Source organism: Anabaena sp. PCC 7938 (assembly GCF_049315035.1).
Taxonomy (GTDB): Bacteria; Cyanobacteriota; Cyanobacteriia; order Cyanobacteriales; family Nostocaceae; genus Anabaena; species Anabaena cylindrica.
Genome location: NZ_CP186034.1, coordinates 4,614,796 through 4,641,090 on the forward strand (window position 1 = coordinate 4,614,796; position 26,295 = coordinate 4,641,090).

The 26,295-nt window shown below is 39.2% G+C and carries 25 protein-coding genes and 1 pseudogene; 11 read left to right on the forward strand and 15 right to left on the reverse strand.

Features of this window, described 5'->3' with window-relative positions; translation table 11 throughout:
* Positions 1–262 precede the first annotated feature (262 nt).
* The 6 genes from ACOWPH_RS20945 (at position 263) to ACOWPH_RS20970 (ending at position 5,885) form a co-directional block, all read left to right on the forward strand.
* The gene (locus ACOWPH_RS20945) at positions 263–1,630 is read left to right on the forward strand and encodes a hypothetical protein (protein WP_015217315.1); all 1,368 of its coding nucleotides are present in this window, start codon (positions 263–265) and stop codon (positions 1,628–1,630) included.
* Positions 1,631–2,085: 455 nt separating this feature from the next.
* Complete coding sequence (locus ACOWPH_RS20950; protein ID WP_015217317.1) at positions 2,086–2,325, forward strand: hypothetical protein; 240 nt, start codon at positions 2,086–2,088, stop codon at positions 2,323–2,325.
* Positions 2,322–2,783, forward strand: a complete 462-nt coding sequence (locus tag ACOWPH_RS20955) for an HNH endonuclease (protein ID WP_015217318.1) — start codon at positions 2,322–2,324, stop codon at positions 2,781–2,783. The genes ACOWPH_RS20950 and ACOWPH_RS20955 overlap by 4 nt, the downstream gene beginning before the upstream one ends.
* A 443-nt stretch (positions 2,784–3,226) precedes the next feature.
* Positions 3,227–3,481 (forward strand): DUF4212 domain-containing protein, encoded by a 255-nt coding sequence (locus ACOWPH_RS20960; RefSeq protein ID WP_015217319.1) that lies wholly within the window; start codon positions 3,227–3,229, stop codon positions 3,479–3,481.
* A gap of 9 nt (positions 3,482–3,490) precedes the next feature.
* A complete protein-coding gene (locus tag ACOWPH_RS20965) occupies positions 3,491–5,146 on the forward strand; it encodes a sodium:solute symporter family protein (RefSeq protein WP_015217320.1) in 1,656 nt (551 codons plus the stop codon).
* Positions 5,147–5,153: 7 nt separating this feature from the next.
* The gene (locus ACOWPH_RS20970) at positions 5,154–5,885 is read left to right on the forward strand and encodes a hypothetical protein (RefSeq protein ID WP_015217321.1); all 732 of its coding nucleotides are present in this window, start codon (positions 5,154–5,156) and stop codon (positions 5,883–5,885) included.
* Here the strand turns inward: ACOWPH_RS20970 and ACOWPH_RS20975 are convergent.
* Together ACOWPH_RS20975 and ACOWPH_RS20980 are read right to left on the reverse strand one after the other, a co-directional pair.
* The gene (locus ACOWPH_RS20975) at positions 5,815–6,654 is read right to left on the reverse strand and encodes a tetratricopeptide repeat protein (protein ID WP_015217322.1); all 840 of its coding nucleotides are present in this window, start codon (positions 6,652–6,654) and stop codon (positions 5,815–5,817) included. The two genes, ACOWPH_RS20970 and ACOWPH_RS20975, sit on opposite strands and share 71 nt — an antisense overlap.
* A gap of 389 nt (positions 6,655–7,043) precedes the next feature.
* Positions 7,044–7,961, reverse strand: a complete 918-nt coding sequence (locus ACOWPH_RS20980; protein WP_015217323.1) for a 3'-5' exonuclease — start codon at positions 7,959–7,961, stop codon at positions 7,044–7,046.
* Between the two features lie 177 nt (positions 7,962–8,138).
* Here ACOWPH_RS20980 and ACOWPH_RS20985 point away from each other — a divergent pair, with 177 nt between their 5' ends.
* A complete protein-coding gene (locus tag ACOWPH_RS20985) occupies positions 8,139–9,158 on the forward strand; it encodes an NADP-dependent oxidoreductase (RefSeq protein WP_015217324.1) in 1,020 nt (339 codons plus the stop codon).
* A 112-nt stretch (positions 9,159–9,270) separates the two neighbouring features.
* Here ACOWPH_RS20985 and ACOWPH_RS20990 read toward each other — a convergent pair whose 3' ends face one another.
* Positions 9,271–9,579 carry an RNA recognition motif domain-containing protein gene (locus ACOWPH_RS20990; RefSeq protein ID WP_015217325.1) on the reverse strand — a complete coding sequence of 103 codons (309 nt, stop codon included), beginning with the start codon at positions 9,577–9,579 and terminating at the stop codon, positions 9,271–9,273.
* Positions 9,580–9,759: 180 nt separating this feature from the next.
* Entirely contained in the window at positions 9,760–11,382 is a 1,623-nt protein-coding gene (locus tag ACOWPH_RS20995; RefSeq protein ID WP_015217326.1) for an NHL repeat containing protein, read from the reverse strand.
* Between the two features lie 459 nt (positions 11,383–11,841).
* Between ACOWPH_RS20995 and fba the strand changes: the two genes are divergently transcribed.
* Positions 11,842–12,915 carry a class II fructose-bisphosphate aldolase gene (gene fba, locus ACOWPH_RS21000; RefSeq protein WP_015217327.1) on the forward strand — a complete coding sequence of 358 codons (1,074 nt, stop codon included), beginning with the start codon at positions 11,842–11,844 and terminating at the stop codon, positions 12,913–12,915.
* A gap of 313 nt (positions 12,916–13,228) precedes the next feature.
* Here fba and ACOWPH_RS21005 read toward each other — a convergent pair whose 3' ends face one another.
* The 9 genes and pseudogenes from ACOWPH_RS21005 to ACOWPH_RS21045 form a co-directional block, all read right to left on the reverse strand.
* The gene (locus tag ACOWPH_RS21005) at positions 13,229–13,894 is read right to left on the reverse strand and encodes a PEP-CTERM sorting domain-containing protein (RefSeq protein ID WP_015217328.1); all 666 of its coding nucleotides are present in this window, start codon (positions 13,892–13,894) and stop codon (positions 13,229–13,231) included.
* Positions 13,895–14,288: 394 nt separating this feature from the next.
* Positions 14,289–15,104, reverse strand: coding sequence for a carbon-nitrogen hydrolase family protein (locus ACOWPH_RS21010; protein WP_015217329.1), 816 nt, complete (start codon positions 15,102–15,104; stop codon positions 14,289–14,291).
* A gap of 137 nt (positions 15,105–15,241) precedes the next feature.
* Positions 15,242–15,419 (reverse strand): annotated as a pseudogene (locus ACOWPH_RS21015) (IS4 family transposase); the annotation flags it as partial.
* 164 nt (positions 15,420–15,583) lie between these two features.
* Positions 15,584–16,879, reverse strand: a complete 1,296-nt coding sequence (locus ACOWPH_RS21020; protein WP_015217330.1) for an HlyD family secretion protein — start codon at positions 16,877–16,879, stop codon at positions 15,584–15,586.
* A gap of 15 nt (positions 16,880–16,894) precedes the next feature.
* A complete protein-coding gene (locus tag ACOWPH_RS21025) occupies positions 16,895–18,022 on the reverse strand; it encodes an ABC transporter permease (RefSeq protein ID WP_015217331.1) in 1,128 nt (375 codons plus the stop codon).
* Positions 18,023–18,128: 106 nt separating this feature from the next.
* Positions 18,129–18,947, reverse strand: coding sequence for a CPBP family intramembrane glutamic endopeptidase (locus ACOWPH_RS21030; protein ID WP_015217332.1), 819 nt, complete (start codon positions 18,945–18,947; stop codon positions 18,129–18,131).
* Positions 18,948–19,043: 96 nt separating this feature from the next.
* Positions 19,044–19,625 (reverse strand): PspC domain-containing protein, encoded by a 582-nt coding sequence (locus ACOWPH_RS21035; protein ID WP_015217334.1) that lies wholly within the window; start codon positions 19,623–19,625, stop codon positions 19,044–19,046.
* Between the two features lie 173 nt (positions 19,626–19,798).
* A complete protein-coding gene (locus tag ACOWPH_RS21040; RefSeq protein WP_015217335.1) occupies positions 19,799–20,668 on the reverse strand; it encodes a hypothetical protein in 870 nt (289 codons plus the stop codon).
* A gap of 340 nt (positions 20,669–21,008) precedes the next feature.
* Positions 21,009–21,206: a DUF433 domain-containing protein gene (locus ACOWPH_RS21045; RefSeq protein WP_015217336.1), complete on the reverse strand. Its 198-nt coding sequence runs from the start codon at positions 21,204–21,206 to the stop codon at positions 21,009–21,011.
* Positions 21,207–21,528: 322 nt separating this feature from the next.
* Between ACOWPH_RS21045 and ACOWPH_RS21050 the strand changes: the two genes are divergently transcribed.
* From ACOWPH_RS21050 to ACOWPH_RS21060, 3 genes are read left to right on the forward strand one after another with little or no spacing between them, the layout of a single operon-like run.
* Positions 21,529–21,792: a helix-turn-helix domain-containing protein gene (locus ACOWPH_RS21050; protein ID WP_015217337.1), complete on the forward strand. Its 264-nt coding sequence runs from the start codon at positions 21,529–21,531 to the stop codon at positions 21,790–21,792.
* On the forward strand, positions 21,789–22,133 hold the full coding sequence (locus tag ACOWPH_RS21055) for a hypothetical protein (RefSeq protein ID WP_199327412.1): 345 nt from the start codon (positions 21,789–21,791) through the stop codon (positions 22,131–22,133). Before ACOWPH_RS21050 ends, ACOWPH_RS21055 begins: the two co-directional genes overlap by 4 nt.
* Positions 22,134–22,170: 37 nt before the next feature.
* Positions 22,171–22,455, forward strand: a complete 285-nt coding sequence (locus ACOWPH_RS21060; protein WP_199327413.1) for a hypothetical protein — start codon at positions 22,171–22,173, stop codon at positions 22,453–22,455.
* 117 nt (positions 22,456–22,572) lie between these two features.
* On the opposite strand, the gene ACOWPH_RS21065 is transcribed toward ACOWPH_RS21060, so the two are convergent.
* Both ACOWPH_RS21065 and ACOWPH_RS21070 read right to left on the reverse strand, forming a co-directional pair.
* Entirely contained in the window at positions 22,573–23,703 is a 1,131-nt protein-coding gene (locus ACOWPH_RS21065) for an ABC transporter permease (protein ID WP_015217338.1), read from the reverse strand.
* Complete coding sequence (locus ACOWPH_RS21070) at positions 23,700–25,652, reverse strand: ATP-binding cassette domain-containing protein (protein ID WP_015217339.1); 1,953 nt, start codon at positions 25,650–25,652, stop codon at positions 23,700–23,702. Before ACOWPH_RS21070 ends, ACOWPH_RS21065 begins: the two co-directional genes overlap by 4 nt.
* Between the last annotated feature and the right edge of the window lie 643 nt (positions 25,653–26,295).

Sequence of the window (26,295 nt, forward strand, 5' to 3'; positions counted from 1 at the left end):
AAGCTGTTAAGCACCTAAATTTGATAATCCTAAAATGTTTAAATCTTGTGGGGTGGGCATCTTGCCCGCCAGACTTATACAAATTAAATGCACAATCATAGGCTGAATGTAGAGATGTTTTTATCTTAGTCGTCATTAGGAATAATTTGACATTTTAGTACATATATACTATAATAATGAAAAGATAGATTTTTCTCACGCAGAGACGCAGAGGCGCAAAGAGGAAAATAGAGTTTCTACTAGATAAAATTTAGGGGGTTTTATGTCGGAGTTAAATCATAAAATTTCGCTGTTGGAACTTGTGCAAATTTTGTCTGAATATCGTCAATATATCCTCGTTAATATTAAGAAACTAAAGGAAGATTACCACAGAACGAGTATTAAGCGCGTAAAGGGTGTGAGAGATATTAATGGTGATTTAATCACTCCTTGGTTACAAACGGAAGATATCTATCCTGGCGATTTTGTGCAGATGGGTGTATTTGCCATGAATCGCAATACGGCTACTATTAATATGTTGGTGAAGCGTAAGGTTAAGCTGGTAAAAGCTGAAGATAAGACACCTATGATTGAGGTTGCGGGTTTGCTGGCTAATGATTTAGATAACTTTAATAATTATACCATTGTTAAAGATGGCAAACTCAATTTAACTGCATTAAATATCAAAGTCAGTAACAAGAAAGTATTTGATTTATTGAAAGCAAAGGATGTAATTTTTGCGGATAAGTTTGATTTCAATTCTGAATATACTCTTGAGTTAGATAATCTATCTTTAGTTCCTGTGAATGTGAATTTCAGCAGCATTGATGGTTTATTTATCAAACTTGCAGAAACAAAGATTTTGATTAGTATTCTTGCGGCTCATTTACGTCATGAGTCAGATGTATTTATTGTCAATCAATTAGAGGAGTTAAGAAAACATTATTTATCCAAAAACCTGTATCTGAATTTTCCCACTACTCAAGAATATCCAAATACAATTGATTCTCATCTAAGTTATAAAATCGAATTTGGTAATCACGATATTCTCAATTTAAGTAAGCTATATTCTGCTAATCAATTTTTAGCGCGGAGATATGAAGCTGTAGACAAAGCAACTGGGGAGATTTTCTCTAAACCTAGTTTTGATATGGGGTTAAATGAAAATATCTCTTTTCGTCCTAAAGCCATTTCTGCACGGATGAAAATTACCAAAGTTGATGATTTAATGAAACCGATTTTCGATGATTTTCTGGGAATAGATGTAAATGGTAAAGTAGCAGAAATTCTCAACTCAGTGGGTGATAATAGTTTGTCCATATTTTTATATGCTAAACACGCGGGTAAATCTGTTAACAGAGAAAATTTTATTGCAGCTATGACGACGGCTTATAACCAGTTAGAAGCTTATGCTGATAAAATTTACCAAGAAAAGATTTCACCTTTAGTATTTTACATTGGTGCGACGGGGCTTTTACCTAATAAAATATCAGCTACAGCAATGACTGCGGATCAACTAGCTGCTAAATATCCTCATTTGCAATTTTCTAAATATGAAGAAGAAGGCACATTTTTTGAAGTTGGCGATACTGTAATTACTGTTTATGCTCAAACTGAATATTACAGTAAAAAATCATTAGCTGTTAGTTAATTAATTTTGTAGGGGTTTAGCATTGCTAAACCCTGAATATTCTTGACGGTTGATATGTTAAAATTTTAATATTTACCATTAGTGCAGTTTTAGCAGATCTTGTGTTACAAAAAATGTAATTACGAAGATTTTTAGAAGTAAAATTATGCGAATTTGTATGAGTTTAGAGCAAATTTCCGAAGTTACTCAATTATCTTTAGAACAATTACAATCTTTACAAAATGAGATGGAAAATCCTAATTTCAACTAAAGTAACTTCGATGTTTTTAGTTTCAATTTTCATAAAAATAATATCCCTGATTTATAGTATAAATCGAGGATGGTTAATATGAAATTTTTGCGATAAATACGCAATCGCTTTTAGCAATTTCACAGAGTAGGAATAAGTTTATTCAGGGTATAATTTAAATATATGTTATGATAGGAGCATCCTAAAAGTAACAAATAATAAGCCCATGATTACTCAAGTGATGATTCAACCCTCATCCTGGGTAGAGTCTGGAATTGAAATCAGCAAAGTTAGAAATTTAAATTTGTTCAAATTTAGCTCAGAATTACAATCTCGATTAGAAGAACTTGCTGAGAATAACAAAGCTGGAATGCTAACTTCAAAAGAAGAAGCTGAATTAGCAGGAATACTAGAACTAGATAGGATTTTTACTTTGCTGAATGCTAAGATAATTGCTGAGTCATGACAGTTAATGATGCAACGAGAAAATTAGTCAGGGAAAGAGCTAAATTCCTGTGTGAATACTGTCATTCTTTAGAAGAAGCAAGTGCAGCTTTATTTGCTATTGACCATATTATTCCCCAATCTATCTCTGGTTCATCTGATGACCCTGATAATTTAGCTTTAGCTTGTCAACGTTGTAACGGATATCGCTATAATTTTACAACTGGTATTGACCCGGAAACTAAAGAAATAATCCCAATATTTAATCCACGAAAACAAAAATGGTCTGACCATTTTATTTGGTCATTAGACAGTTTAAAAATTATCGGTATTACTCCTACAGAAAGGGCTACTTGCAATCGCTTAGACCTCAATGATGAACGGCATAATGAAGGTTCTATTATAAAAGCACGTCGTTTTTGGGTAAAAGGTGGTTGGCATCCACCATATGAAGATCCCCGACAAAAAGAGGAAGATTGAAAGTTACAGGATTATTTCAATCAGGATAAATGCAAATTTAGCGATGTCTTAATACTAGGAAGAATTGATAAACTAACCACCGTAAAAATAAGCCTAAATCCCAACCACAAGCCAAGAACATAGTGAAATTCAGTAGAGATTTGAGATTTTTGCCTCTTGATAGGGAATACTAAAATTAGATACCTTGTCACATCAGAGCGAAGTAAAATCCAACAATAAAATTAATCAAAGTTGGGTTTCATTTTCTTCTCTCTTCCTCTCTTCCTTTGCGCCTCTGCGCCTTTGCGTGAGACAAAAAAAGATATATTTAACTTACCCAAAAATCGCCATAAAAAATAGAACTAACTACTTAATATAGAAAACTTAACAAAAAAACGCCAAAATAAAACAGCATTATCTCGACTTACTGATATTATCTGTGATGCAATGATGATAAAAGAAAAATGGACGAAGATCAGCGTCGCGCTTATTGGCGTGCTAACACCACCTTAATTAGAAATCTTTTAATTATTTGGGCTTTAGTGTCCCTAGTTTTTAGTATTTTATTGGTTGAACCATTAAATTCAATTCGCTTTTTTGGTGTTCCCTTTGGCTTTTGGATGGCACAACAAGGATCAATTTTGGTTTTTGTGGTATTGATTTTTACTTACGCTTTCCAAATGGATAAATTAGACCGCAAATATAATACCAAAAAGTGAGGAAAAACAGTGTCAGTTGAACTTTGGACGATTATCTTAGTTGGACTTTCTTTTGTTGTTTACATTTACATTGGTTGGCAATCACGAGTAGAAAATACTAAAGACTTTTTTATTGCCGGTCAGGGAATACCTTCAATTGCCAATGGTGCGGCTACTGCGGCTGATTGGATGTCTGCGGCTTCGTTTATTTCCATGGCGGGGTTAATTTCGTTTTTGGGATATGACGGTTCTATTTATTTGATGGGTTGGACTGGTGGCTATGTTTTACTAGCATTATTATTAGCGCCTTATCTGCGGAAATTTGGTAAATATACAGTTCCCGATTTTGTAGGCGATCGCTATTATTCTAACATAGCCCGGTTGGTGGCGGTAGTTGCAGCCATTTTTATTTCTCTCACATACGTCGCTGGACAAATGCGGGGGGTGGGAATTGTCTTTAGCCGCTTTTTACAAGTAGACGTGAATACAGGTGTCATCATTGGGATGATCATTGTTGGCTTTTTTGCGGTTTTGGGAGGCATGAAAGGCATTACCTGGACGCAAGTAGCTCAGTATTGCGTATTGATTTTCGCATATTTGATTCCCGCAATTGCGATCGCATACAAACTAACAGGTAATCCTATTCCCCAACTAGCTTTTACCACTAGTGATATCGCTGATAAACTCAACCTTATTCAACTTGACTTAGGTTTTAAAGAATACACTCAGCCCTTTGCCAACAAATCAATGATCGATGTGCTATTCATCACCATTGCTTTGATGGTAGGAACTGCCGGTTTACCCCATATCATTGTCCGGTTTTACACAGTAAAAAGTGTTCGTGCTGCCCGGTTTTCTGCTGGTTGGGCGTTATTATTTATCGCCATTCTCTATACCACAGCCCCGGCAGTCGGGATGTTTTCTCGTTATAATCTAATTACTTCTTTGCATAATCAAACAATTGCCGAAGTACAGAAATTAGATTGGGTAAATAAGTGGGAAAAAACCAAACTTCTAACTTTTGAAGATAAAAATAAAGATGGACGTTTGCAACTAACCCCTAATCAAGAAACCAACGAAATTACAATTGATAAAGATATCATAGTTCTTTCTACCCCAGAAGTTGCTAATCTTCCCCCTTGGGTAATTGCTTTAGTAGCGGCTGGTGGTTTAGCGGCTGCTTTATCCACAGCATCGGGTTTATTATTAGTAATTTCTAGTTCCGTTGCCCATGATGTTTATTACCGCATTTTTGATTCCACAGCTTCAGAGGAAAAACGGGTATTTGTAGGGCGGGTTGTCGTTGGTTTTGCCCTGGTTCTCGCTGGATATTTTGGGGTAAATCCACCGGGATTCGTGAGTGAAGTGGTAGCTTTTGCCTTCGGTTTAGCGGCTGCAAGCTTCTTCCCGGTAATATTTTTGGGTATTTTCGACAAACGCACTAATTCTGAAGGTGCAATTGCTGGAATGTTAACAGGTTTGATATTTACAATTATCTACATCGTCGGCGTAAAATTTGCCGGGATGTCACCCTGGTTCTTTGGTGTTTCTGCTGAAGGAATTGGGACTTTAGGAATGATTATTAACTTTATTGTCACCCTGATAGTTTCCCGACTAACACCACCCCCACCCGCAGAAATTCAGGCTTTGGTAGAAGATTTACGCACCCCGATCATTGAAGAATAAAAAGAAAATGGGTAGAATTAATTACGAATTACGAATTACGAATTACGAATTACGAATTACGAATTACGAATTACGAATTACGAATTACGAATTACGAATTACGAATTACGAATTACGAATTACGAATTACGAATTACGAATTACGAATTACGAATTACGAATTACGAATTACGAATTACGAATTACGAATTACGAATTACGAATTACGAATTACGAATTACGAATTACGAATTACGAATTACGAATTACGAATTACGAATTACGAATTACGAATTACGAATTACGAATTACGAATTACGAATTACGAATTACGAATTACGAATTACGAATTACGAATTACGAATTACGAATTACGAATTACGAATTACGAATTACGAATTACGAATTACGAATTACGAATTACGAATTACGAATTACGAATTACGAATTACGAATTACGAATTACGAATTACGAATTACGAATTACGAATTACGAATTACGAATTACGAATTACGAATTACGAATTACGAATTACGAATTACGAATTACGAATTACGAATTACGAATTACGAATTACGAATTACGAATTACGAATTACGAATTACGAATTACGAATTACGAATTACGAATTACGAATTACGAATTACGAATTATGAATTACGAATTACGAATTACGAATTACGAATTATTACCCCAGTTCTTGAATATTCTTCATTACTTGTTGGTACAAATCTTTGTTACCTTCTTTATCAAAAATAGCTGCTGCCCTTTGCAAATCTTGCAGGGCCCCACGTTTGTCTCCAATAGCTGCAAGGGCATTTCCTCGATTATTAAAAGCGGGGCCAAAGTTAGGATTGAGGCGAATGGCTTGATTATAATCTGCGATCGCTTTCTGTTGATCTCCCTGGGCAAAGTAAGTATTGCCTCTGTTATTATAAGCAACAGAATAGTTCTGATCTATGCGAATAGCCTCAGTGTAATCAGCCACAGCCCCGTTTTTATCTCCTTGGGCAGAACGGGCATTTCCTCGGTTATTGAAGGCTTCAGCATAGTTAGGGGCCAAGCGGATAGCTTCATTGTAATCTGCGATCGCAGCTTGTTGATCTCCCAGAGATGCACGGGCATTGCCCCGGTTATTGTAAGTTTCGCCATCATTGGGGTTGAGGCGTAATGCTTGATTATAATCTGCGATCGCACCCTCTTTATTACCCGCGTCAAAATATGCCAAACCCCGACTTTTAAAAGCGGGAGCATATTGAGAATTGAGACTAATCGACTTACTATAGGCAGCAATAGCAGCTTCAGAATTGCCCTTAGCGTGTTGATTTTGCCCTTGAATATAGAATTCTCCCGCTTTGGATGTATTCGCTGTCAGACGATTGGGAGGACTAACTCCTACTTCTGTCACCAAAACGTCCTGATTTCTACTACAAGCAACGCATAACATTCCGCTTAAAGCAGTAAAAAAAGCTATGGTGAATAATCTGCCTAATACTTGCCATTTAGGTGTCAATAACTGCCATTCCATATGTTTTTATAAACCGCTTTCACTCCCGGAGGAAATTAGTACCAAAATCTATTTTTTCACTCCATAATAATTCTAACTAATGCTAAAAATTTTAACTCACTTAACCAGCTTTCCTCATATTCTTTATTTTTTAATAAAATCATCTTCAAAGTTTAAACATAAGTTTTTAAATTTAATGTGTAAATAATTTCTTTTTTTGTGTTTCATTTGTTCTCTAATCACTCAAATCAACTATAGGAATCCGGTTTGATTATTGAAAATATCCGTAGCATAACGCATCAAACCCTTGAGAATAGTGCGTTACGGATTTCATCCTAACGCGCCCTAATAAGGTCAAATTAACTAGTTACAAACCCTCTTGCTATTTGCTCCAATCTAAATATTTATGACTAATTATTTACCTCATTTTCTGTTGTTTTGGCAGTTAGTCGCCACACAGGAGTATTTTCGATATCCACCTCTAATTGTTCCAAGTTTTTACCTAAATCTTTTTGTATTTTTTCAGTCAGCGTAATTGAAAAATCTAAATCAACATCGTCATTTTCCATTAATCGTACTAATTCTTTAAACTTAACTTTTACAGTTTTGCGTTCATAATTACTGATTTGGCAATATGCCGTTTCTGACACATTTTGAGCCTGCATAGCTTTTTTTAATCGCTCTTGCAAATGTTCAAATTCTGAATTAATCAGCTTTCGTTGCTGTTCAACTTCCGTATATGTTTCCGAAAGTAGAGTTAAGTTTTCTGTTTCAGGTGCTGGGTTAATTGTGGCTTGCAATGCCAATAACTGTGAGTGGATTTGAGCTAAATAAATGCAATCGAAATAAGCATATTCTATTTGCTCATCAGTTAAAGGTCTTATCCCCCAATCACTACTTTGTTCTTGTTTATCAATACCATGAAAATTACACAAGACTGTAGCTAAAGTTTTTAGTTGATAATTAGGTAAAGGTAAAATATAGTAGGGTATTTGTTTGGCAATTTCTAAAGTACAAGTAATATTTTTAGCTTTTTTACTTCCTAAAAACTTGACATCATAACTAGCATTATGAAATACCTTTTCAATATCCACATTCATCATTATTTGCTCAATAAAATCAGCAATTACCTCCGACTGTTCTAAGACATCCAAAATGTAAATGCTATTACCACTCATATCTTGAGGATTATCCAATATCTGAATCAGCGATAATTTGGGATGACGACTTTTATAGTCAGCAACTTCTGTATCTATCCACAGAGTTTGTGCTTTGCTATATTTAGCAATCAGGCAACGAATTTCGCTGGCAGCAGTAATATAAGGCATTGGTAGATGTAGGGGGAGTGTAACTTAGTCATAGTTTTCTAAATTAACATTTTGTGACTAAATTTGCTCTTTGCTGCCCTACTATTATGATTACTTTTTTCAAAAATGTCTGCCAATCTGCCAAGATACTCATAAAGATAGATGCAGTTCTTTTTGAAAAAGCGCAAATTGAAATGTATGCAAAAATTAATAAATCGTCAGTGGCGTTTGGCTAGTCGTCCTGTTGGTGAAATCAAAGAAAGTGATTTTGAGTATCGGGAAGAACCAATTCCCAGTCCAAAAGATGGTGAAATACTGGTACGCAATATCTATCTTTCTCTAGATCCTACCCATCGTATTTGGATGAGCGATAGACCCCAGTATATGCCTCCTATAGGAATTGGGGAAGTCATGCGTGGTTTAGTTATCGGTGTTGTTGAAGATTCCAAAAATCTCAAATTTCAACCAGGAGATTTAGTTTCTGGTGCGCTAGGATGGCAAAATTACGCAATAGCTTCCTCTGGAAACCTTATCAAATTACCTCAACCTTTAGCAGTTCCTCTCACTGCTTTTATGGGTCCCCTCAGTTTTATTGGTTGTACCGCCTATTTTGGACTACTGGATATAGGAAAACCCCAAGCAGGGGAAACTGTTGTTGTTTCAGCAGCTTCCGGTGCAGTTGGTTCCCTGGTGGGACAAATTGCCAAAATTAAAGGTTGTCGTGTGGTAGGTATCACTGGTTCTGAGGAGAAATGTCAATGGTTGCTAGAAGAACTCGGTTTTGATGCTGCAATTAACTATAAAACCGCAGATTTAATCCCAGCTTTAGCAAAATTCTGTCCTCATGGTATTGATGTGTATTTTGAGAATGTTGGCGGTGCAATTCTTGATGCTGTTTTGACACAGGTAAATTTAAATGCACGCATTCCTCTATGCGGGTTAATTTCCACTTATAATGCTGAAGAAGCTGTACCTGGCCCCTATAATTTCAGCCAGATTTTAATGAAGCGCGTGCTTGTACAAGGTTTTATTGTCAATGATTATGTTTCGCAATGGGATGTTGCTTTTAGAGATATTGGTCAGTGGTTACAAGAAGGTAAAATTAAATATACTCAAGAAATTGTTCCAGGTTTGGAAAATGCACCCCAAGCAATTCTCAAACTTTTTGATGGTCGTAAGATGGGAAAATTGATCATACAAATTTCTGACGAACCATAATCAGAAAAATATCCATTAAAAAGGCTCAGGTATCAATACCTGAGCCAATTCTAAATTCAATTAAGTTATTAAGCCTGTTGAATTAGCTAAAAGACTAGATTGAGTCTATAGCTTAGTAACGGTTACGAGCGCCGCCGCCACCACTGCGATTACCACCACCGAAGGAGCCACCTCTGTCTTCTCTGGGTTTAGCCTTATTTACTTTAAGGTCACGTCCCATCCACTCAGCGCCATCGAGGGCATCAATAGCTGTGGTTTCTTCTTCATCTGTACCCATTTCTACGAAACCAAAACCGCGCAGTTTACCTGTTTCACGGTCGGTAGGTAGTTGAACACGTTTCACTGAACCATATTCTGCAAAGACCGCAGTTAGGTTGTCTTGGGTAACTTCATAAGAGAGGTTGCCTACGTAAATTGACATAGAATGTCTCCAAAATCATAAGAGTGCAGAGATTTAGATTTCGGAGAAAAGTCTGGAAATATCAAAAGGAAAAAGCCCATCAATGTTAAGAACAAACGCCGTCGCCGAATTACTTCTCAATTACTATGATGGCATAACAATTAACTCTTGACAAAAAAGAGGCAAAAATTTTACATAAGGTTATATAAACACATCAAATTTGATGAGGTTAATATCCAAATTTGTAACCCCATTAAGGATAGCCAGAGTTTTGTCACCAAAGCTAATCTCAGTATTGCCGCTCATTTCATGTAAAAGCAAAGTAGCTGCGGAAATACCAAGGGCAGCAGCACCATTAATACTAATCACATCAATACCAATCTCAAAGTCGAGAATTGTATTAGCCGTATCTGGTAGTTCAGCGTTAGCAATGAAGAAATGGTCAGCACCAGCACCACCACTGATGAGATTATCACCACCAGACTGTACAAAAAATTTATCGTTGCCATCACCGCCCAAAGCCCTATCAACACTACCCAGGTAAAAGGTATCATGGCCTGAACCACCTGACATTCGACTATCACCTTTACCATCTGTAGCATCAAAAATGTCATCTCCTGAACCGCCAAAGGCGCGATCGCTGTTATTGACATATATAATGTCATTGCCACTACCTAAGAAAGCGCGGTTATCACTGGCATGACTTTTAATCGCCAAGTCAACTTCATCACTACCACCACCAGTAAATACAATATCTACAACAGCTTCTAAATCCACACCTGCAATTAATTCATCATTTCCCGGAGTTCCAAATACTAACTGGCTTTCTGTAGGGAAAAAAGTTATACCAACAGGACGCTCAAGAACTGGGTTTGTGGGAACTAAAACCTGAAATGGATTAACAGGTGAACTACTCTCAGTATCATATTTGAGAATCGCACCTTGTTCAGTAGTCACATCAAAACCAACTGTGAGTAAATCACCATTAGGGGCAAAAGCCAAACTACCAATAAAATTATTGCTGGGTGGTGTCTCAGTTGTATAATTTGTAGAAAGGGTATCGACTAACTCCCCACTCTCCAAGTCATAGCGGCGGATGTCGTTAGCAAAATCACTCACATACAAATCACCATCTTCACCAAGAGCTAAACCAAGCAAACTGACAAAGCCAAAGCTATCTGGGGAAGGCTGAGGTGTAGCAAAAACTGTGGGTGTTGCTCCTGCTATTAGTGAGTTGTAACGTAAAACCTGACTAGATAAACCTGCACTAAAATCAGGGAAAGCTTCTCCAGTATCAGGATTAACTTTGGCTACACTACCTTGAGTTGTCACATAGAGACTGTTGTTAATAAAAAGTAGCCCGTTGGGTCCATTTAAACCACCTACTTGACCATTTCCCTGGGCAAAAACATCAATGAATTCACCAGTTGAACCGTTGTAACGCAATATTTGGTCACTGAGGAAACTAGCAACGTAAAAATTACCATCTGGACCATAAGCAATACCGTAGGGACGAACTAACCCTCCGCTTTCATCTAATGCTGTATCTGGGTTATCTCCCACAAATACATCAATAAAGTTACCAGTTTGACCATCAAACCTCAATATAGAAGAACCTCCTACTTCTGATCTACTGGCTATATAAAGGTCGCTTTTACCATCACCATTTCCATCTGGCCCAAAGAGTAAGGTGTCGGGGTCTTCCAGTCCACCCAAACCAGAGGTGATAAACTCACCTAAATAGTTTCCTGTATAAGCATCAAAGCGGAGAACATTATCGCCTCTGGTGTTACCAACTAGAATACTACTATTTATGTTTTGCATATTTCTGTAAAGCTATCAGGGGTTAGGTAAAATTAAGGTATGACCTTTGTAACAATTTACCATGATTGATAACAATGTTGTGGGGGCGTTGTGCGATCGCATCTCTATCAACTTCAATCACAGTACTAGTTTATACTTAACAATTATACGAGAATTATAATTACCAATATCTGATTAAACCCGCTCTAGCATAGTTATTTCCTATTCTTTGCTTTCGTGGGTATCCCAAGCTACCAAACCAACTCCCTAGACAGTAGTTAACAGTACAACAGTACCTGCAAAGCATAGATTAATGTCTATATAGTACAGCGGTAAACTTTTTCAACATAAACACCCGCTATTAGTTATAATTTCCTATAATGTGAAAAAATTCTTAAGATTAGCGTAAAAATTACATTAAGATAAATATTACGCTTCTATTAAACTGACTAGCTGATACCCAAATTAGGAGGATTATTTATGGCGCTTGTACCAATGCGGTTGCTTTTGGATCACGCTGCTGAAAACGGTTACGGCATACCAGCTTTTAACGTTAACAACTTAGAGCAGATTCAGGCAATCATGAAAGCGGCGGCTGAGACAGATAGCCCCGTAATTTTACAAGCTTCTCGCGGCGCTCGTAATTATGCCGGAGAAAACTTTCTACGCCACCTGATTTTGGCAGCAGTAGAAACCTACCCTGAGATTCCCATTGTCATGCACCAAGATCATGGTAATGCTCCTTCTACCTGCTACTCAGCAATCAAGAACAACTTCACCAGCGTGATGATGGATGGTTCTTTAGAAGCTGACGCTAAGACACCTGCAAGCTTTGAGTACAACGTTAAAGTTACCAGCGAAGTTGTCAACGTCGCTCACTCCTTGGGTGTCAGCGTTGAAGGTGAACTCGGTTGTTTAGGTTCTCTAGAAACCGGTGCTGGTGAAGCTGAAGATGGTCACGGTTTTGAAGGTACACTAGACCATTCTCAACTGTTAACTGACCCTGATGAAGCTGTTAGCTTTGTAGAAGCAACTCAAGTAGATGCTTTGGCTGTTGCTATCGGTACTAGCCACGGTGCTTACAAGTTTACCCGTAAGCCTACTGGGGAAATTTTGGCTATCAGCCGTATCGAAGAAATTCACCGTCGTTTGCCTAACACCCACTTGGTAATGCATGGTTCTTCTTCTGTACCAGAAGATTTACTTGCACTTATTAACCAATATGGTGGTGCAATTCCTGAAACCTACGGTGTACCTGTAGAAGAAATTCAAAAAGGTATCAAGAGTGGTGTACGTAAAGTAAATATCGACACCGATAATCGTCTAGCTATCACTGCTGCTGTCCGTGAAGCTTTGGCAGCTAATCCTAAGGAATTTGATCCTCGTCACTTCCTCAAGCCTTCTATCAAATATATGCAGAAGGTTTGTTCAGATCGCTATCAAGAATTTGGTACCGCTGGTAATGCAAGCAAGATTAAGCAAGTTTCTTTAGAAGATTTTGCTGCTAAATATGCTAAGGGCGAATTGGTAATGAGAGCTGCTGCTAAGGTTTAATCTTTTTCAGCAATAAATTGGGTATAGCGATGCTATGCCCATATATTAAAAACCGGGTGCGTTACTCCCGGTTTTTTGTTTTTAGGTTAGAAAATGGCACAAATAAATTCTTTAATCGCTTTATTTGTCTAAATTAGGATTTACAGGATGTTTCGTCTCAGTGATTATCTTTGATTTGTAAGGTTGATAGCTATACTGCTTCTGAACTCTTAACCCTCATAGATAACTTTTATGACTTACGCTACGCTACCAGTAAACCCTAAGCAGGTAGGTGGAAGATCAAAATATATTTCGTTTTATACAATGGCTGAAACTATGCTTTTACCATTGCTTTTTGTTGCTGTTTACGCTTGATCATAGATCCTGCACCCATAGCACCAAAAGCTAAAAGACCTAATACAGAAGCGGGTTCGGGAACAGCTTCAACTTCAACATATTTCACTAAATAGTCATCATTAGCATCGTTAACGGTGAATCCAAAAACAGTGCCTGTTGGAGAAGGGCTAAAGGTGAACTTACTAATGTCAAGATCCAAGAAATTACCACCAGGAATATCAGCAGCAATAAATTGATTTCCATCTACTAACAGTTTAAAGCTGTCATTGCTGCCGACACGACTAAAGGTGGCAGAAAGTAGTTTTACTGCTGTGTTAGTAAAAGTCAATTTGAGCGTTTCTCCAAGGGACGTTCCCCCATCAATCTGATTCCCTACTACATTAAATATATTATTATTGTTTGCTACTCCTAGCCCGAATATACTTTGGTAAACATTTCTAGATGCACCGCTGTTTTGAGTTCCTGTTGCTACTAGTGAAATACCATCTTCACTGTAGTTAAAGCTGGAATTTATTTGAGGTAGATTCAGTCCATTTCCCAGATAGAAGGTGGTAGCTGATGCTTTTCCTGTGGTAGCCATTACTGCTATTGCAGAGGTCGCAGCTAATACGGAAATTTTTTGAAGCAGGCTTGAAGTTGTCATTCAATTCGTTCCTAAAAATAAATAGTGGAATTTATTTTGATGATTCTGTGATTTGCACGTTTCAGTGACTTCACTGAGAGAATAATTTCATACTCCTAACAGTGTCGTCAACTCTTTGTAGCTATCTTCACAGAAAAAATATAATTAAATATACTGACTAACATCTTTTTCCTGACTATAAAATTTGAATAAACACTGTTGTTCAGTGATTTTGCTTGCCTCAATAAAAATTGGTTGCAAAAGGTTATTTAATTAATTTTTGATGAATTTTCAGCAATATTACGCTCGTGCAAATACTAAGCTGTTGTAAATATTCTATTAACGTGAATATCACTGATAGCTAGGTTATGAAAGGGAATTTAAAACCCACAGAAGTGGGTTTTCTATCTAGATTCTAAAACACGCGATGCTGTAAAGATGGCATTTGGCGGCGTACTTGTTCTAGTCTGGTGGGTTTAATTTCTGCGATCGCAACTCCTGGTTTATCTCCGGCATCTGCTAGAATTACCCCCCAAGGGTCGATAATCATCGCATGACCGTGAGTTTGACGACGGGCGTAGTTAGTGCCAGTTTGGGCAGGAGCAATGACGTAACAAGTGTTTTCAATCGCTCTGGCTTGCAACAATACTTGCCAATGGTCTTTACCCGTAAAAGCCGTGAAAGCCGCAGGAACAAAAACAACATCCGCTCCCTTGTCTGCTAGATGTCGATACAGTTCGGGGAAGCGGACATCATAGCAAATAGAAAGTCCTAGATTACCCAGGTTGTCGGAAAAATGGACTGGGGGTAAAGCTTTACCAGCCATAACAGTACTAGATTCTTGATAAGTGTTACCATCAGGAACATTGACATCAAATAAATGTGCCTTGTGGTAACGGGCCAGTTCTTGGCCATTGGGGTTAATGAGTAAGGCTGTGTTATAGACTTTGCCTGTGCCGTCTCCTACGGGTACAGGAAAGCCGCCGCCGAGTATAGTTACTTGAAAGCGCTGCGCCATTTTAATTAAAAATGTTTCCGTTACTTGAGCAAGAGCATCTGCTTGAGCAAGTTTGTCTTTTTCTTCTCCCATAAAAGAGAAATTTTCTGGCAACCCTACCAATTCTGCACCCTGACGCACAGCCAAATCAATTAATTCCTCTGCCTGTGTCAAGTTTTTCTGTAGATCAGGCACACTGGTCATTTGAATAGCGGCGGCTAAATAAGACTTCATAGATTCAAAAACAAACAGTGGATTTGTACGATATAGATTCTCAAATATATCGTTACTTCATATCCTAATTTCAAGTCAAAACATGGCTTGTAGTTCTGGGTTTGACCTGTGGTGTAGCTTAACGAGTAACAAAGTGGCTAAATAGCTTGTTCTATAAGGGATAGAGCATGAAAGCCACGCTAAAAAAAAAGAGGCGTTTATGAGGCTTGAGATCGATTAAGTTCAGCGCTAAATCAGCCCATAATCCCATGCCATAAATCATAGTTGTCAGTAGAGAGAAAAGCTCAAATCACTCTGATGCGGGTATTTGTTCTGTACATTATGACAAAGTTATATAGCGGATGCTGTTCACGAAGCGTACCGTTAGGCATATAAATGTAAAACCTAGAGAAATCAATGACTATATAAGAATAAAAGGTGAATAAGGCGCAGTGCAGAAGGCAGAGGTCAGGAATCAGAATTCCCTTCTGCCTTTTTTGCTAATTCAAGGGAATTTCTCCATCCGCAGGCATTCCCGGTTTTGCTAGTCTTTCTCGTTGTTCCAGGCTCAGTTTTACACCAAATACCTGTTGCACGCGATCGCTCTGAAAATAAACGTTCTCTGGGGTAAAGGAGGCTTTAGAATCTATAGCGGTAACGGTTGCTTTAAAAGACTTTTGGTGTTTGGGATCGTTATCTAAATAAACATTGGCAAGTTGTCCGACGCGAACTTGAGCAATTTGCCCACCGGGAATAAAGCCCCGCAGATAAACTTGACTCAAGTCTACAACTCTCAGCAAGGGGCGCGATGGTAGAACCACTGTACCAGGTTCAACGCTGCGTGTCGTCACAACGCCATCAATCGGGCTTTTCACCGTCAGATTGTTCAAGCGACTCTGAATCAATTGTTGATTTGCTTGGGCAGTTTTCACATCAGCTTGGGCGGCTGCTATTGTGTTGCGTGCCTGTCGTGCTTGTGTCTGAAATCGGCTGACATTAGTTTTTTGTCGCCCTGGATTTAAGGTTGTGGTTTGTGCTTGCGTCAATTTTCCCTGAGCAATATTAACGGCTGTTTGTGCCGCTTCCACAGCAGCTAAACGGCTTTGCAAAGCAGCTTTGGCAGTATTGTAAAAAGTTTGCGCCACATCATAGCGTTGTTTGGTTTCTGCTCCTTCAATCGCCAAATGGGCATAGCGATCGCGATCTACCCGCGCCTGTTCAACTAATGCCCGCGCTTCTAAAACTCGTGCTTGTTCTTGTTTCACAACGGCCTTTGCGGTTGAGACAAGGGCGTTAGCTTCCGCAACTTTACCTTGGGTGTCACCTTGGGATTGCTGTAAATTCAGATTAGCATCTGCGAGTTGATCTGCGAGAATAGAGATTTGTAACCGGGCGTAAGCTTCTCGTTGTTTTGCCGCATTTACCTGGGCTGTGGCTGCGCTCAGTTCAGATTGTACTTCTTCATCACTAAGACGCACTAATAATTGTCCTTTTTTGACTGTATCTCCTTCCCGCACAGTAACTTCCTCGACCCGACCAATGCCTTTGGTGCTGACATCGGTTTCATAGCCTTCTATCCGTCCATTGAATTGAATGATGTTTGCAGGTTGGGGACGAAAAAACCCATACCAGACTCCAAAGCCGACAGATGCGATCGCCACAGTCCCGCCCAAAATCCACAACCAGCGTCGGGGTTTTTTCGGAGTGGGAATTTTTGGATCGTCAGGCTTTTGAGGCGTTGTAACAGATTTTTGAGGAATTGTAATAGGTTTTGAAGAATCAACTGTATGTGACATAAAATACACCCTGAGTTAACTTAATTGACTACGGTAGCGATTTGCACTCACCAGAACTGTCACGAGGGCAAATACAATCATGGCGATCGCATTTAAACCCCAAACTTCCAAACCTGCACCTTTAAGAAGAATGCTGCGGAGAATGATCAAGTAATGATAAAGCGGATTAATTTGGGCAATCCAGCGAAATACAAGCGGCATACTATTCACCGCCGTCACCGCACCGCCTAATAAAATAATGGGAATATTGAGAAATATCCCAATCAAAATTGTTTGCAATTTGTTCTCAGAAAATGTGGAAATTGCCAGTCCAATGGCAACACCAATCTGAATGTAGAGAATGGAAAACAGCAGTAATAAAAATAAATTTCCGCGAAAAGGTAAGGCAAAAACCCAGTGAGCAACGAGGAAACAAATCAGCAATGTACCTGTGAGTAAAGCAGATATCGGCACAATTTTAGAAATCAAAATATAAGTCGATGCAACTGGAGTCATCAACAACTGTTCTAGTGTTCCTTGATCCTTTTCTCGAACCGCTTCCACAGCCGCAGCCAGAATGGCACTCAAGGTGATGATTGCCCCCAGCACACCAGGAACAAAAAACCAACTATCAAGCATTCCGGGATTGTAGCGCAGCGTCATTTCAGTTTGAACGGGGACTTCTAGCCCAGTTGACACAGGTTGATAGCGTTGGAGTAAATCTAAGTTAAATTGAGTTGTAATTTGGCTGACATAGCCCTTTGCAAGTCCAGAACTGTAGGCGTTAATTCCATCAACCACAACCTGAACTTCTGATTTCCCAGTTTGTAGCAAATCCCGATCAAAACTAGGTGGAATGATTAATCCAGCATCGACTTCACCCCGTTCGATTTGTTGGGTAAGAGTTTGTTGACTGTTGGTGTGGCGAGATGCTAGAAACACACGATTTGCAGTAAACGCATCAACAAAATCTCGGCTGATTGTTACTTGATTTTGATCCAAAATACTCAGTCGTAAGTTCGTCACATTGGAATTCATCACATAGCCAAAAATCACCATTGAAATAATTGGGGCGATTGTGAGAAAAATAACCAGTTGGCGATTACGCAATAGTTCAGTGCTTTCTTTGATTAACAAAGCCAATAGGCGGCGATTTATCATCATTGATTTTTTAATACCAAATTAATATGAAGTTGCATAGAATCAAATATCAAGAATCATTAAACGCAGATGGACGCAGATAAAGATGGATTAATTAAATCCTGCGTAACTATCGGATGGCATAACTACAAAAAATGTTTTTTTTGCGACTATATGCTATTCCTAAAATGACTGATACTATTAGCTCAATGGAAAAAACAAGAATTACTTTCCAATTTAAATTTAGCTGCAATGCTCCAGTATTACCTATATATAAAGCTAACCCAATACATCCATTAAACCAGGCATGACTTAATACACAGAGAAATAAGTTATTTGTGTATTTATAAATAGTTGTAAAGCTAGACGTTAAAATGATTCCTGAAAATAAATATAATCCAAAGGGAAATGAACTTTGGACTGTTCCTTTGATAAACCATAATGGCAAATGCCATATACTCCATATAATTCCCACAATAAGGACAGAAGGTAAATAATTAACCAACTTTTCTAATTTAGGTTGCAAAATCCCCCGCCAGCCTAATTCCTCTAATCCACCGAAAAGGATAAGTAGCGGCAAATTAATAATTATAGATAGAATTGATATAGGCTTATTAATTCCAAAAGCGATCCAAATCATAAATAAACGCCAGAGTGAGAATAATCCAAATATCAGCCACACTTTTTTATCTATTTTTTTGCCAAAGATATACTTAACAAAAGATTTTTCACGAAAATCTTCCTGGAACTGTCGATAAATAATATAGGAACTAATGGCTGGACCTAAACCACCAATTACGTCCAGTATCCAAAATAAAGGCTCACCATACCAAAGAGCATTAAAATATCTGTTTCCGATGATAATAATTAACCAACAAAACCATGTTATGGAAAAAGTGTAAAGTAGAAAAAGTCCGATTTGCTTAAGCGATTGCTTATTTTGGTTCATATTTTTGTTTTTTCTGAGAACTTTGCCAAAAATGTGATATCTCTAATTTGAAAAAATCTATTTTTCTCAGAGGATTTTGATGATGTTTGCGTAGACTCATGATTGTTCTCCTACAGGTTGTTGTTGAGAGCGCGATTCGATGGGGAATGCCAACCAACACCAAAAGTACAGAAAAATAAATCCAGGGATGACGATCGCTAAAATAACGGCCACAATCCGCACACCCATGACTGGTAAATTCCATAGCTGAGAAAGGGCATAACACACACCTGCGAAAACTTTATGACGACTGCGATGAAATACAATCCTTGGTATGACAGGAGTATTGGACTGCGATCGCTTGACCTTGAGAATCAAAGAAATCAGTAGTCCGATCGCACCGAAAATGGCTGATGGAATAGCGAAAATCGCCAGCCAGTGAGCCATGAACATTCCCGAAATCACGTCTCCAAGCCAAGATGAGGACGGACAAATAAAGCGAACTGCTTCTGCTGAACAACCAAAGCGTTCAGCTAAACCCATTCCCCCCCAAGTGACTAAGAATGGAAAAATTCCGTAGAGGATACATATACTTAACAAAACTAAATGTCCACGGGTGGTGAGCGATCGCGTCATGGAGATTGCTGCAAGTGCTGGTCCAAAAAGCAACAGGATTGAAATTAAAGGCAAGTAAATCATGTATTTTCTTAAACTTAAATAAGCTCAAATGAAGGTTTTTGATTTAGATTTGATGGCTGGTTTTTAGGGTCAATCAATGAGCCGAAATCCTTTGCCACTCTTTGAGCGTTGTAGATGGGATTTGCAACTCAATCTCCTGATCCATAGCCACAGGTAAAGTCAGGAGAATGCCCTCACTCAGGCGCTATTTGAGGTTTTTCTCTACCAAGTTTCCACAGCAAGATGACACCCAAGCCGAACATATTGACTAGGAAAACTATTAAACCTCCGAAAAATGGAATTAGTGTCAGAACTGTGAGGATTGCTAAACCTACCAAAAACTGCTGCTGTAACGACCAATTACGATTACTGGCTAGACTTTGACCAACAAAAAGTGCCACGGCTAATGATCCGACTAGAGAAGTGATAATCACTGTCAGACTTAGTAGTGGAATCAGAGGAATACCAATCAGCGTAATCGCTAGAAACACAATCACAAAGATAATGCCGACGATCGCTCCCATTCCACATAAAACAGCCAAACTGGGGTGTTGACGCAATTTTGTAGCCAAAGAAGGCAGGAACTGGGGATTGGTATGTAAAATAATTAGTCCGAGAATAGCTGCTAGTACGGCGTTACCAATTCTAAAAATGGGACCGAGAGAAATAGTGTAGAAGAAGCTACCTCTATCTCGATTGGAACTATCCATCATCCCAGGTTGATCATTAGTTGTATAGCTACCGCCAATGTTCGCACCTTCTTCTTTGACGATTTTGCCCCCAAAGGAGTAAACATCACCCTCTACCTGTACTCCTTTTTTGAGGATGACATCTCCCCCAAATGCGATCGCAGTATCCAAAACTCTAGCATTAGGTGATACTGTAACATTCCCCCCAAAAGCGAAGGCATTTTCGACAACTTGATTCTCTGGTACGGTGACGCTACCACCAAAGCGAATCAGGTTGGTATTGTTGATATTGATGTCAGTCTGCGCTAGGGCATTACCTGCAAATATTAAGCAAATAGTGACGATAAAACCCAGAATTAATTGTTGCCATTTCATAGATTTTATCCTCGTGAATTACATTATGATGAATTCGCTTCATTGGATAGTTGCATTCACCGCAAACTCAGCCATCCCCAAAAGCAGCAAAGGGAAGACGATTCAGCATTAGTCTTCAGGAATTAGATATATTTAAAAATCGGCGATACCACAAAGTGGTTGCCAAGGGCATCGCTAATACTCGATCCGACCTAATAATAAATGAAATTCCTTCTACCTGAATCTACCCCAGGGCTGGACAATTCCATTCAGGCTCTCAGTCAAGCTGATTGGTAATGATAGCTATTATGTTTTGCGATCGCTTAAGTCTGCAATATTCAACAGCGATCGCAATCAACTTTTAAACTAAATCATCTTGGGCAATTTCTCGATCGATTTGTTCGGGATTTTGTTCGTAGTAATGCCAAGCTGCACTTAAATCTTCCGCAGTCAATCCAGGATAATTTGCCAATAATTCTTCATCCGGCGCACCTTGTTGACGATATGCTACCAAAGTCCATACGGGAATTCGTGTATTTCTAATTCGTGCTTCCCGCAAACTCCAGGTGTAATCTGAATCGGATTTTGCAACATTTACACGTAATTTAATCCTTGGTCAACTAATTCCTCTGGTAGAGCATCAACTGACCAAAAGCTTCAGATGCCCAATCAATAAGGTCAATATCACGAATACTTTCTAACACCTGCTTACGGCGATAGATAGCCTTTGTATCAGAACCATAGTCTTTCGCTCATCCGCTCTAGCGCGTTATTGAGATACGTGAGTGTTGAATCTAACACAGCCATTATCCTAATTTGGGATTATCCCAAATTAGGTTTATTGTAATGGACGTAAAATATAGTGCGAAAAACAAAGCACGATGAAATCTATATCTAGCTATGAGTATGACATATTTCGTCATTGTATGATTGCGGCTCGAAAAGAAGCACAACTTACTCAGGAATCTCTCGCCAAATCTCTTCAAAAACCTCAATCTTTCGTTGCTAAATATGAGAATGGTGAGCGACGCTTAGATGTTGTTGAGTTTCTCATAGTTACTCGCGTGATTGGCGTAGACCCTTGCGCCATTCTTAAGAAAGTTGAACAACAAATATCTGAAGCATCTTGTGAGGAAAGATTATGAACACACCAGATGTAATCAGACTCGCCTCGCAGTATTTAGCTGATTTATCGGGGCATACGTTTGATGTTTTAGATGTGTCTAAACCAGTGACCGTAAATGCATCTGTCAATTTAACTAAAGTAATCTCAAAGCTTTCACCTTTACTTGGAAATCTGATCGAATTTAATACCGTTGAATTCTTAAATAAGCAAGATGATTTTGCTGGATTTGGAGTGTGGGAGAGGCAAGATCCAGGGTTTCCAGACACAATTTTTGTAGGAAATGTTCAACCAACACCAGGATTGGAGATTAAGGCATGGTTTCCGTTAGCGACAGAAATAACCGCGCGGTTCAAACGATAGCCAGAATCACTTTCAGTTCGATCAAACTCATGTCGTGATGTTAGCATGGCTACCTGAAAAGATTATTTATGGAAAACCTCGTATTCTAGATGTATGCGTTATATCTGGCTTGTCAGTGGCTCTGGCTAGAGATACTCATTACCATAATTTGCCAGATTATCTTGTTTTAGAACCAGAAGATACAACCCAAAGGACATCAAACCTCCAGCAAACAAACACCAGTGGCTATAAGTTTCAAGGCTCTACCAGTGAGCTTTTAGATGCTCAAAGAATGGTTGAGGCTTGGGGATCTGAAGCGAAAATCTACATTCCACAGATGTGACTTAGATTATTAATATTTTTGAAAAATCCCAGCTAAAACAAGATTTAGATTTGAAGGTTGATGCGGTTCGTGCTAAAAAATCTAAATATTTACCAACGTACAAGTAAGAAATTATCTCTATAGTTGCATTCGTCGCATTCCCCACCAAGCGATCGCAAACTCGACAATTCCCAAAAGCAGCAAAGCACCGATGAGATGCCAAGTTCCAAACCAGCCTGAACCCCTCACAAATACATCCCGACACAGTTCGATGTAATACCGCACGGGGACTAAATAGGAAGCAATGGAAAATGGAAACGGCACTGTATTGAGGGGAAACAAAAATCCTGCCAGCAAAAAGGCAGTCAGCACTTTAATTGTGCCGATCGCTTGTACAGCCGCGCTTTGGGTGGTAGTGAAAATGCCAATGATTAATCCGAGTTGTACACTTACCCAGATGAATATGGGAGTGCCAATAATTAAGGGGGTGGGATCGCCAATCACGCGCACTTGAAACAACAAAAAACCGACAATAAACAGAATTAAAGCTTCTCCCAATCCCACGAGGGTATAGGCTAAGGATTTACCTAGCAATAGTTCCCAGGCACTGAGGCTAGAGGCGTAAAGCTGTAGAATTGTCCCTTGTTCTTTTTCTCGCACTAATGCGATCGCTATCAACAACGGCGGAAAGATGGCTAAAATCACTCCGTAACTTCCAGGTACAATAAATAATGATTCCTGTCGTCCCGGATTAAACCAGAGTCGCACCTGAGAAATTACACCAACAGAGTCAGCAAGTTTACCGAGTTGGGCTTGTACAAATGACAAAGTTGTTCCCTGAATCGCCAATCTTGTTACCCGTGCGTTGATCACATCACTGCCATCAATCACAACTTGCAGATTTCCAGTTTTGCCTGCTTGTACCTCAGCAGTAAAGTCTGGTGGAATCGTAACTTGCACTTGAGCCGTTCCCCGGTCGATCGCATCGGGAAAGCGTTCGCGAAGCGTCTCTGAAAGAGAATCGCCTTTCCATTGCGCTGGGACAAATAAATTGGTGGCGTATAGTCGTTCAACATAACTCCGGCTGAAGCTTGTCTGATCGAGATCCCGCACCGCCAGAGCAATGTTTTTTGCTTCCAGCCGAATTGCATAGCCAATAATTAGCAGGGCAATTACAGGTAAAATGAAGGCGAGGGCAACACCTAAGCGATCGCGCACAAACTGCTCTAATTCTTTGAATAACTGATTGCGAATGCGGCGAATCATCATGGCGGCGCACCTCCGGCTCGTTGCACTTCCCCAATAAACGCATCTTCTAAGGAAAATGGCATGGGTTGAATATCTGTAAGGGAGAGATTTGCCGATTGCAGATAAGACCGCACTTGGGGCAGTTCTGCGGTAGGATGATCTAAAACAACGTGGAGGCGATCGCCAAAAATTGAGACACGCCACGGTTCGAGAAATTGCCGTAAGCGATCGTAACTTCCTTGCAGTTCGCCAATTTTTAACTCAAATAATTGACCAGGTTGTGCGGCTTTAATCTCACTGGCAGAACCTTCGGCAACTTTCCGCCCTGCAACCATAAAACACATCCGGCTACATTGTTCTGCTTCGTTCATATAATGGGTTGTCACCAAAATTGCCGTCCCATGACGAGCAAAATCATTAATCAATTGCCAAAATTGCTGCCGTGCTAAAACATCTACGCCAGAAGTTGGTTCATCTAAAAACAAAATTTCCGGTTCATGAATTACAGATGCGCCAAATGCTACCCGTTGCTTCCATCCACCGGGGAGTTGTCGTGTCAGTAAATGTTCTTGTCCTTCTAATCCCGAAATGGATAACACCCAACTAATTTTTTCTCGCTGCTGACGGGGTGGAATGCCATAAACACCACTATAAAACTGCAAATTTTCCAGAATTGTTAAATCATCGTAGAGGGTGAACTTCTGACTCATATAGCCGATACGTTGCCGCAATTCTGCACTGCGAAGATTACCTGTTTCTCCAGCCAGGGATATTTCGCCAGAACTAATTGGTAATAGTCCACATAGCATTTTGATGGCGGTGGTTTTTCCCGCTCCATTTGCCCCCAAAAGTCCATAAACATCGCCATAGCGGATATCAAGATTCAAATCCACAACGGCGTGAAAAGAACCGAAAACGCGATTGAGATTCTGTGCAGAAATCGCTATTTTCGCCTTTGCAGGTTCAGATATTGCCAAGCTTTTGACTCGCGGAAATGCCAGAGATTTTGGTACAGAACCTTTTTGGCGTAGGAGTGTGGTGAAAACGTTCTCTAGTGTGGGTGATTCTGGTTGAATTTTCTCGAACTGCACATTATTTTGAGTCAAGCGATCGCGCACAAAGGCAATCCCCGATTTCACATCTTTTACCAAAACTTCCAAGCGATCGCCTAGTGTAGAAACTTCTGCAATTTCACCTGTGACAGTCAGTGCTTTTTCTGCTTGAATTAGCTGCGAAGTGCGGATAATTAAGCGATTTAAGCCTAAATTACCCTTGAGTTCTGCGGGAGAACCCATTTGCTGAATTTGTCCATTGTAAATTAATGCCACGCGATCGCACCGTTCGGCTTCATCTAGATCGGGAGTCGCAACTAGTACGGTAATATTTTGGGCAGTTAATCCAGCCAGAATATCCCAAAACTCACGCCTAGCAATGGTATCGACTCCAGTTGTTGGCTCATCCAGTAATAATACTTGCGGTTCAGCAATCAATGCACAGCACAAAGCTAACTTTTGCTTCATCCCACCGGAAAGACGACCGGCAAGGCGATCGCGGAATGAATCGAGTTGCATCAACTTCAGATACTTGCTGCGTCGCGCTTCCAGTTGATTTTCGGGGACAAGTCGTAATCCTGCACTGTAATAGATATTTTCATCCACACTCAGATCGGGATAAAGAGAAAATTGTTGAGTGAGATATCCAGTATAATTTCGAGCATCACGGGCAGGTAATCCCAGAATTTTAGCATCGCCTGCGGTTGCTTCCATCACGCCACCCAAAATATTGAATGTGGTTGTCTTACCTGCACCGTCAGGCCCAATCAATCCAAACAATTCGCCACGGCGGATTTGCAGATCGAGTCCCCGAATTGCAATGGTTTTACCATAGTGTTTGTAGAGTCCTCGAACGTCGATTGTCACCTCATTTAAGTTTAGAGAAGCAGCAGGAATTAACTCATGGGAAACTTTCATAGGCTAAAACCTTGCTCAAGGAATAAAATCAAGACTAATCGTCACGTTGCTGCGATCTGAATTAAAAATGACGCTCGTTCGTGCAGCGTCTCCCCTTCTCGCTGCGCTAACAAAATTCAAATCTTCCTACTTACCTGTTACCTACCTTAATAAGTGATATTCACAACTTCTGCAAAGATTGCTATATCTATCCATCTATCTTCTCTTGTTTTGGTAAAACTAAGTATTAAATTTACAGTTAAATATCATATTGAATTCAATGATTTAATTATGTATAAATTATCCGTATTCTTATAAATATTTCTCAAGGAATAGATAATATTGCTTTTATTTACCTATTCGGATACAAGAAGTATTTGATATTTTATGCCTTGGTAGAAAATTAGGGAAGTAGTGAGTGATTTTGTGGAGTTTGATAATTCAATACGGTTCATTTAAGCCTAAAACTCTTTTTTAAAACGTTAGCGTAGCGTGCTGTAAGCATACCGCAGAGGCACAGAGGACACAGAGAAAAATAAATTCTTAACTGAACTGTATTGTTGATAATTATCTTACAAGTTGGCTAGATAAATACACAAAGTTAATCCTTTTTTTTATCATAGAAATGTCTTAATATTTTACCATGAAAAGGCTACTTCTACTT

Coding starts and splice junctions, on each gene's coding strand:
- ACOWPH_RS20945 (WP_015217315.1), top strand. CDS start 263: ATGTCGGAGTTAAATCATAAAATTTCGCTGTTGGAACTTGTGCAAATT.
- ACOWPH_RS20950 (WP_015217317.1), top strand. CDS start 2,086: ATGATTACTCAAGTGATGATTCAACCCTCATCCTGGGTAGAGTCTGGA.
- ACOWPH_RS20955 (WP_015217318.1), top strand. CDS start 2,322: ATGACAGTTAATGATGCAACGAGAAAATTAGTCAGGGAAAGAGCTAAA.
- ACOWPH_RS20960 (WP_015217319.1), top strand. CDS start 3,227: ATGGACGAAGATCAGCGTCGCGCTTATTGGCGTGCTAACACCACCTTA.
- ACOWPH_RS20970 (WP_015217321.1), top strand. CDS start 5,154: ATGGGTAGAATTAATTACGAATTACGAATTACGAATTACGAATTACGA.
- ACOWPH_RS20975 (WP_015217322.1), bottom strand. CDS start 6,654: ATGGAATGGCAGTTATTGACACCTAAATGGCAAGTATTAGGCAGATTA.
- ACOWPH_RS20980 (WP_015217323.1), bottom strand. CDS start 7,961: ATGCCTTATATTACTGCTGCCAGCGAAATTCGTTGCCTGATTGCTAAA.
- ACOWPH_RS20985 (WP_015217324.1), top strand. CDS start 8,139: ATGCAAAAATTAATAAATCGTCAGTGGCGTTTGGCTAGTCGTCCTGTT.
- ACOWPH_RS20990 (WP_015217325.1), bottom strand. CDS start 9,579: ATGTCAATTTACGTAGGCAACCTCTCTTATGAAGTTACCCAAGACAAC.
- ACOWPH_RS20995 (WP_015217326.1), bottom strand. CDS start 11,382: ATGCAAAACATAAATAGTAGTATTCTAGTTGGTAACACCAGAGGCGAT.
- fba (WP_015217327.1), top strand. CDS start 11,842: ATGGCGCTTGTACCAATGCGGTTGCTTTTGGATCACGCTGCTGAAAAC.
- ACOWPH_RS21005 (WP_015217328.1), bottom strand. CDS start 13,894: ATGACAACTTCAAGCCTGCTTCAAAAAATTTCCGTATTAGCTGCGACC.
- ACOWPH_RS21010 (WP_015217329.1), bottom strand. CDS start 15,104: ATGAAGTCTTATTTAGCCGCCGCTATTCAAATGACCAGTGTGCCTGAT.
- ACOWPH_RS21020 (WP_015217330.1), bottom strand. CDS start 16,879: ATGTCACATACAGTTGATTCTTCAAAACCTATTACAATTCCTCAAAAA.
- ACOWPH_RS21025 (WP_015217331.1), bottom strand. CDS start 18,022: ATGATGATAAATCGCCGCCTATTGGCTTTGTTAATCAAAGAAAGCACT.
- ACOWPH_RS21030 (WP_015217332.1), bottom strand. CDS start 18,947: ATGAACCAAAATAAGCAATCGCTTAAGCAAATCGGACTTTTTCTACTT.
- ACOWPH_RS21035 (WP_015217334.1), bottom strand. CDS start 19,625: ATGATTTACTTGCCTTTAATTTCAATCCTGTTGCTTTTTGGACCAGCA.
- ACOWPH_RS21040 (WP_015217335.1), bottom strand. CDS start 20,668: ATGAAATGGCAACAATTAATTCTGGGTTTTATCGTCACTATTTGCTTA.
- ACOWPH_RS21050 (WP_015217337.1), top strand. CDS start 21,529: ATGAAATCTATATCTAGCTATGAGTATGACATATTTCGTCATTGTATG.
- ACOWPH_RS21055 (WP_199327412.1), top strand. CDS start 21,789: ATGAACACACCAGATGTAATCAGACTCGCCTCGCAGTATTTAGCTGAT.
- ACOWPH_RS21060 (WP_199327413.1), top strand. CDS start 22,171: ATGTTAGCATGGCTACCTGAAAAGATTATTTATGGAAAACCTCGTATT.
- ACOWPH_RS21065 (WP_015217338.1), bottom strand. CDS start 23,703: ATGATGATTCGCCGCATTCGCAATCAGTTATTCAAAGAATTAGAGCAG.
- ACOWPH_RS21070 (WP_015217339.1), bottom strand. CDS start 25,652: ATGAAAGTTTCCCATGAGTTAATTCCTGCTGCTTCTCTAAACTTAAAT.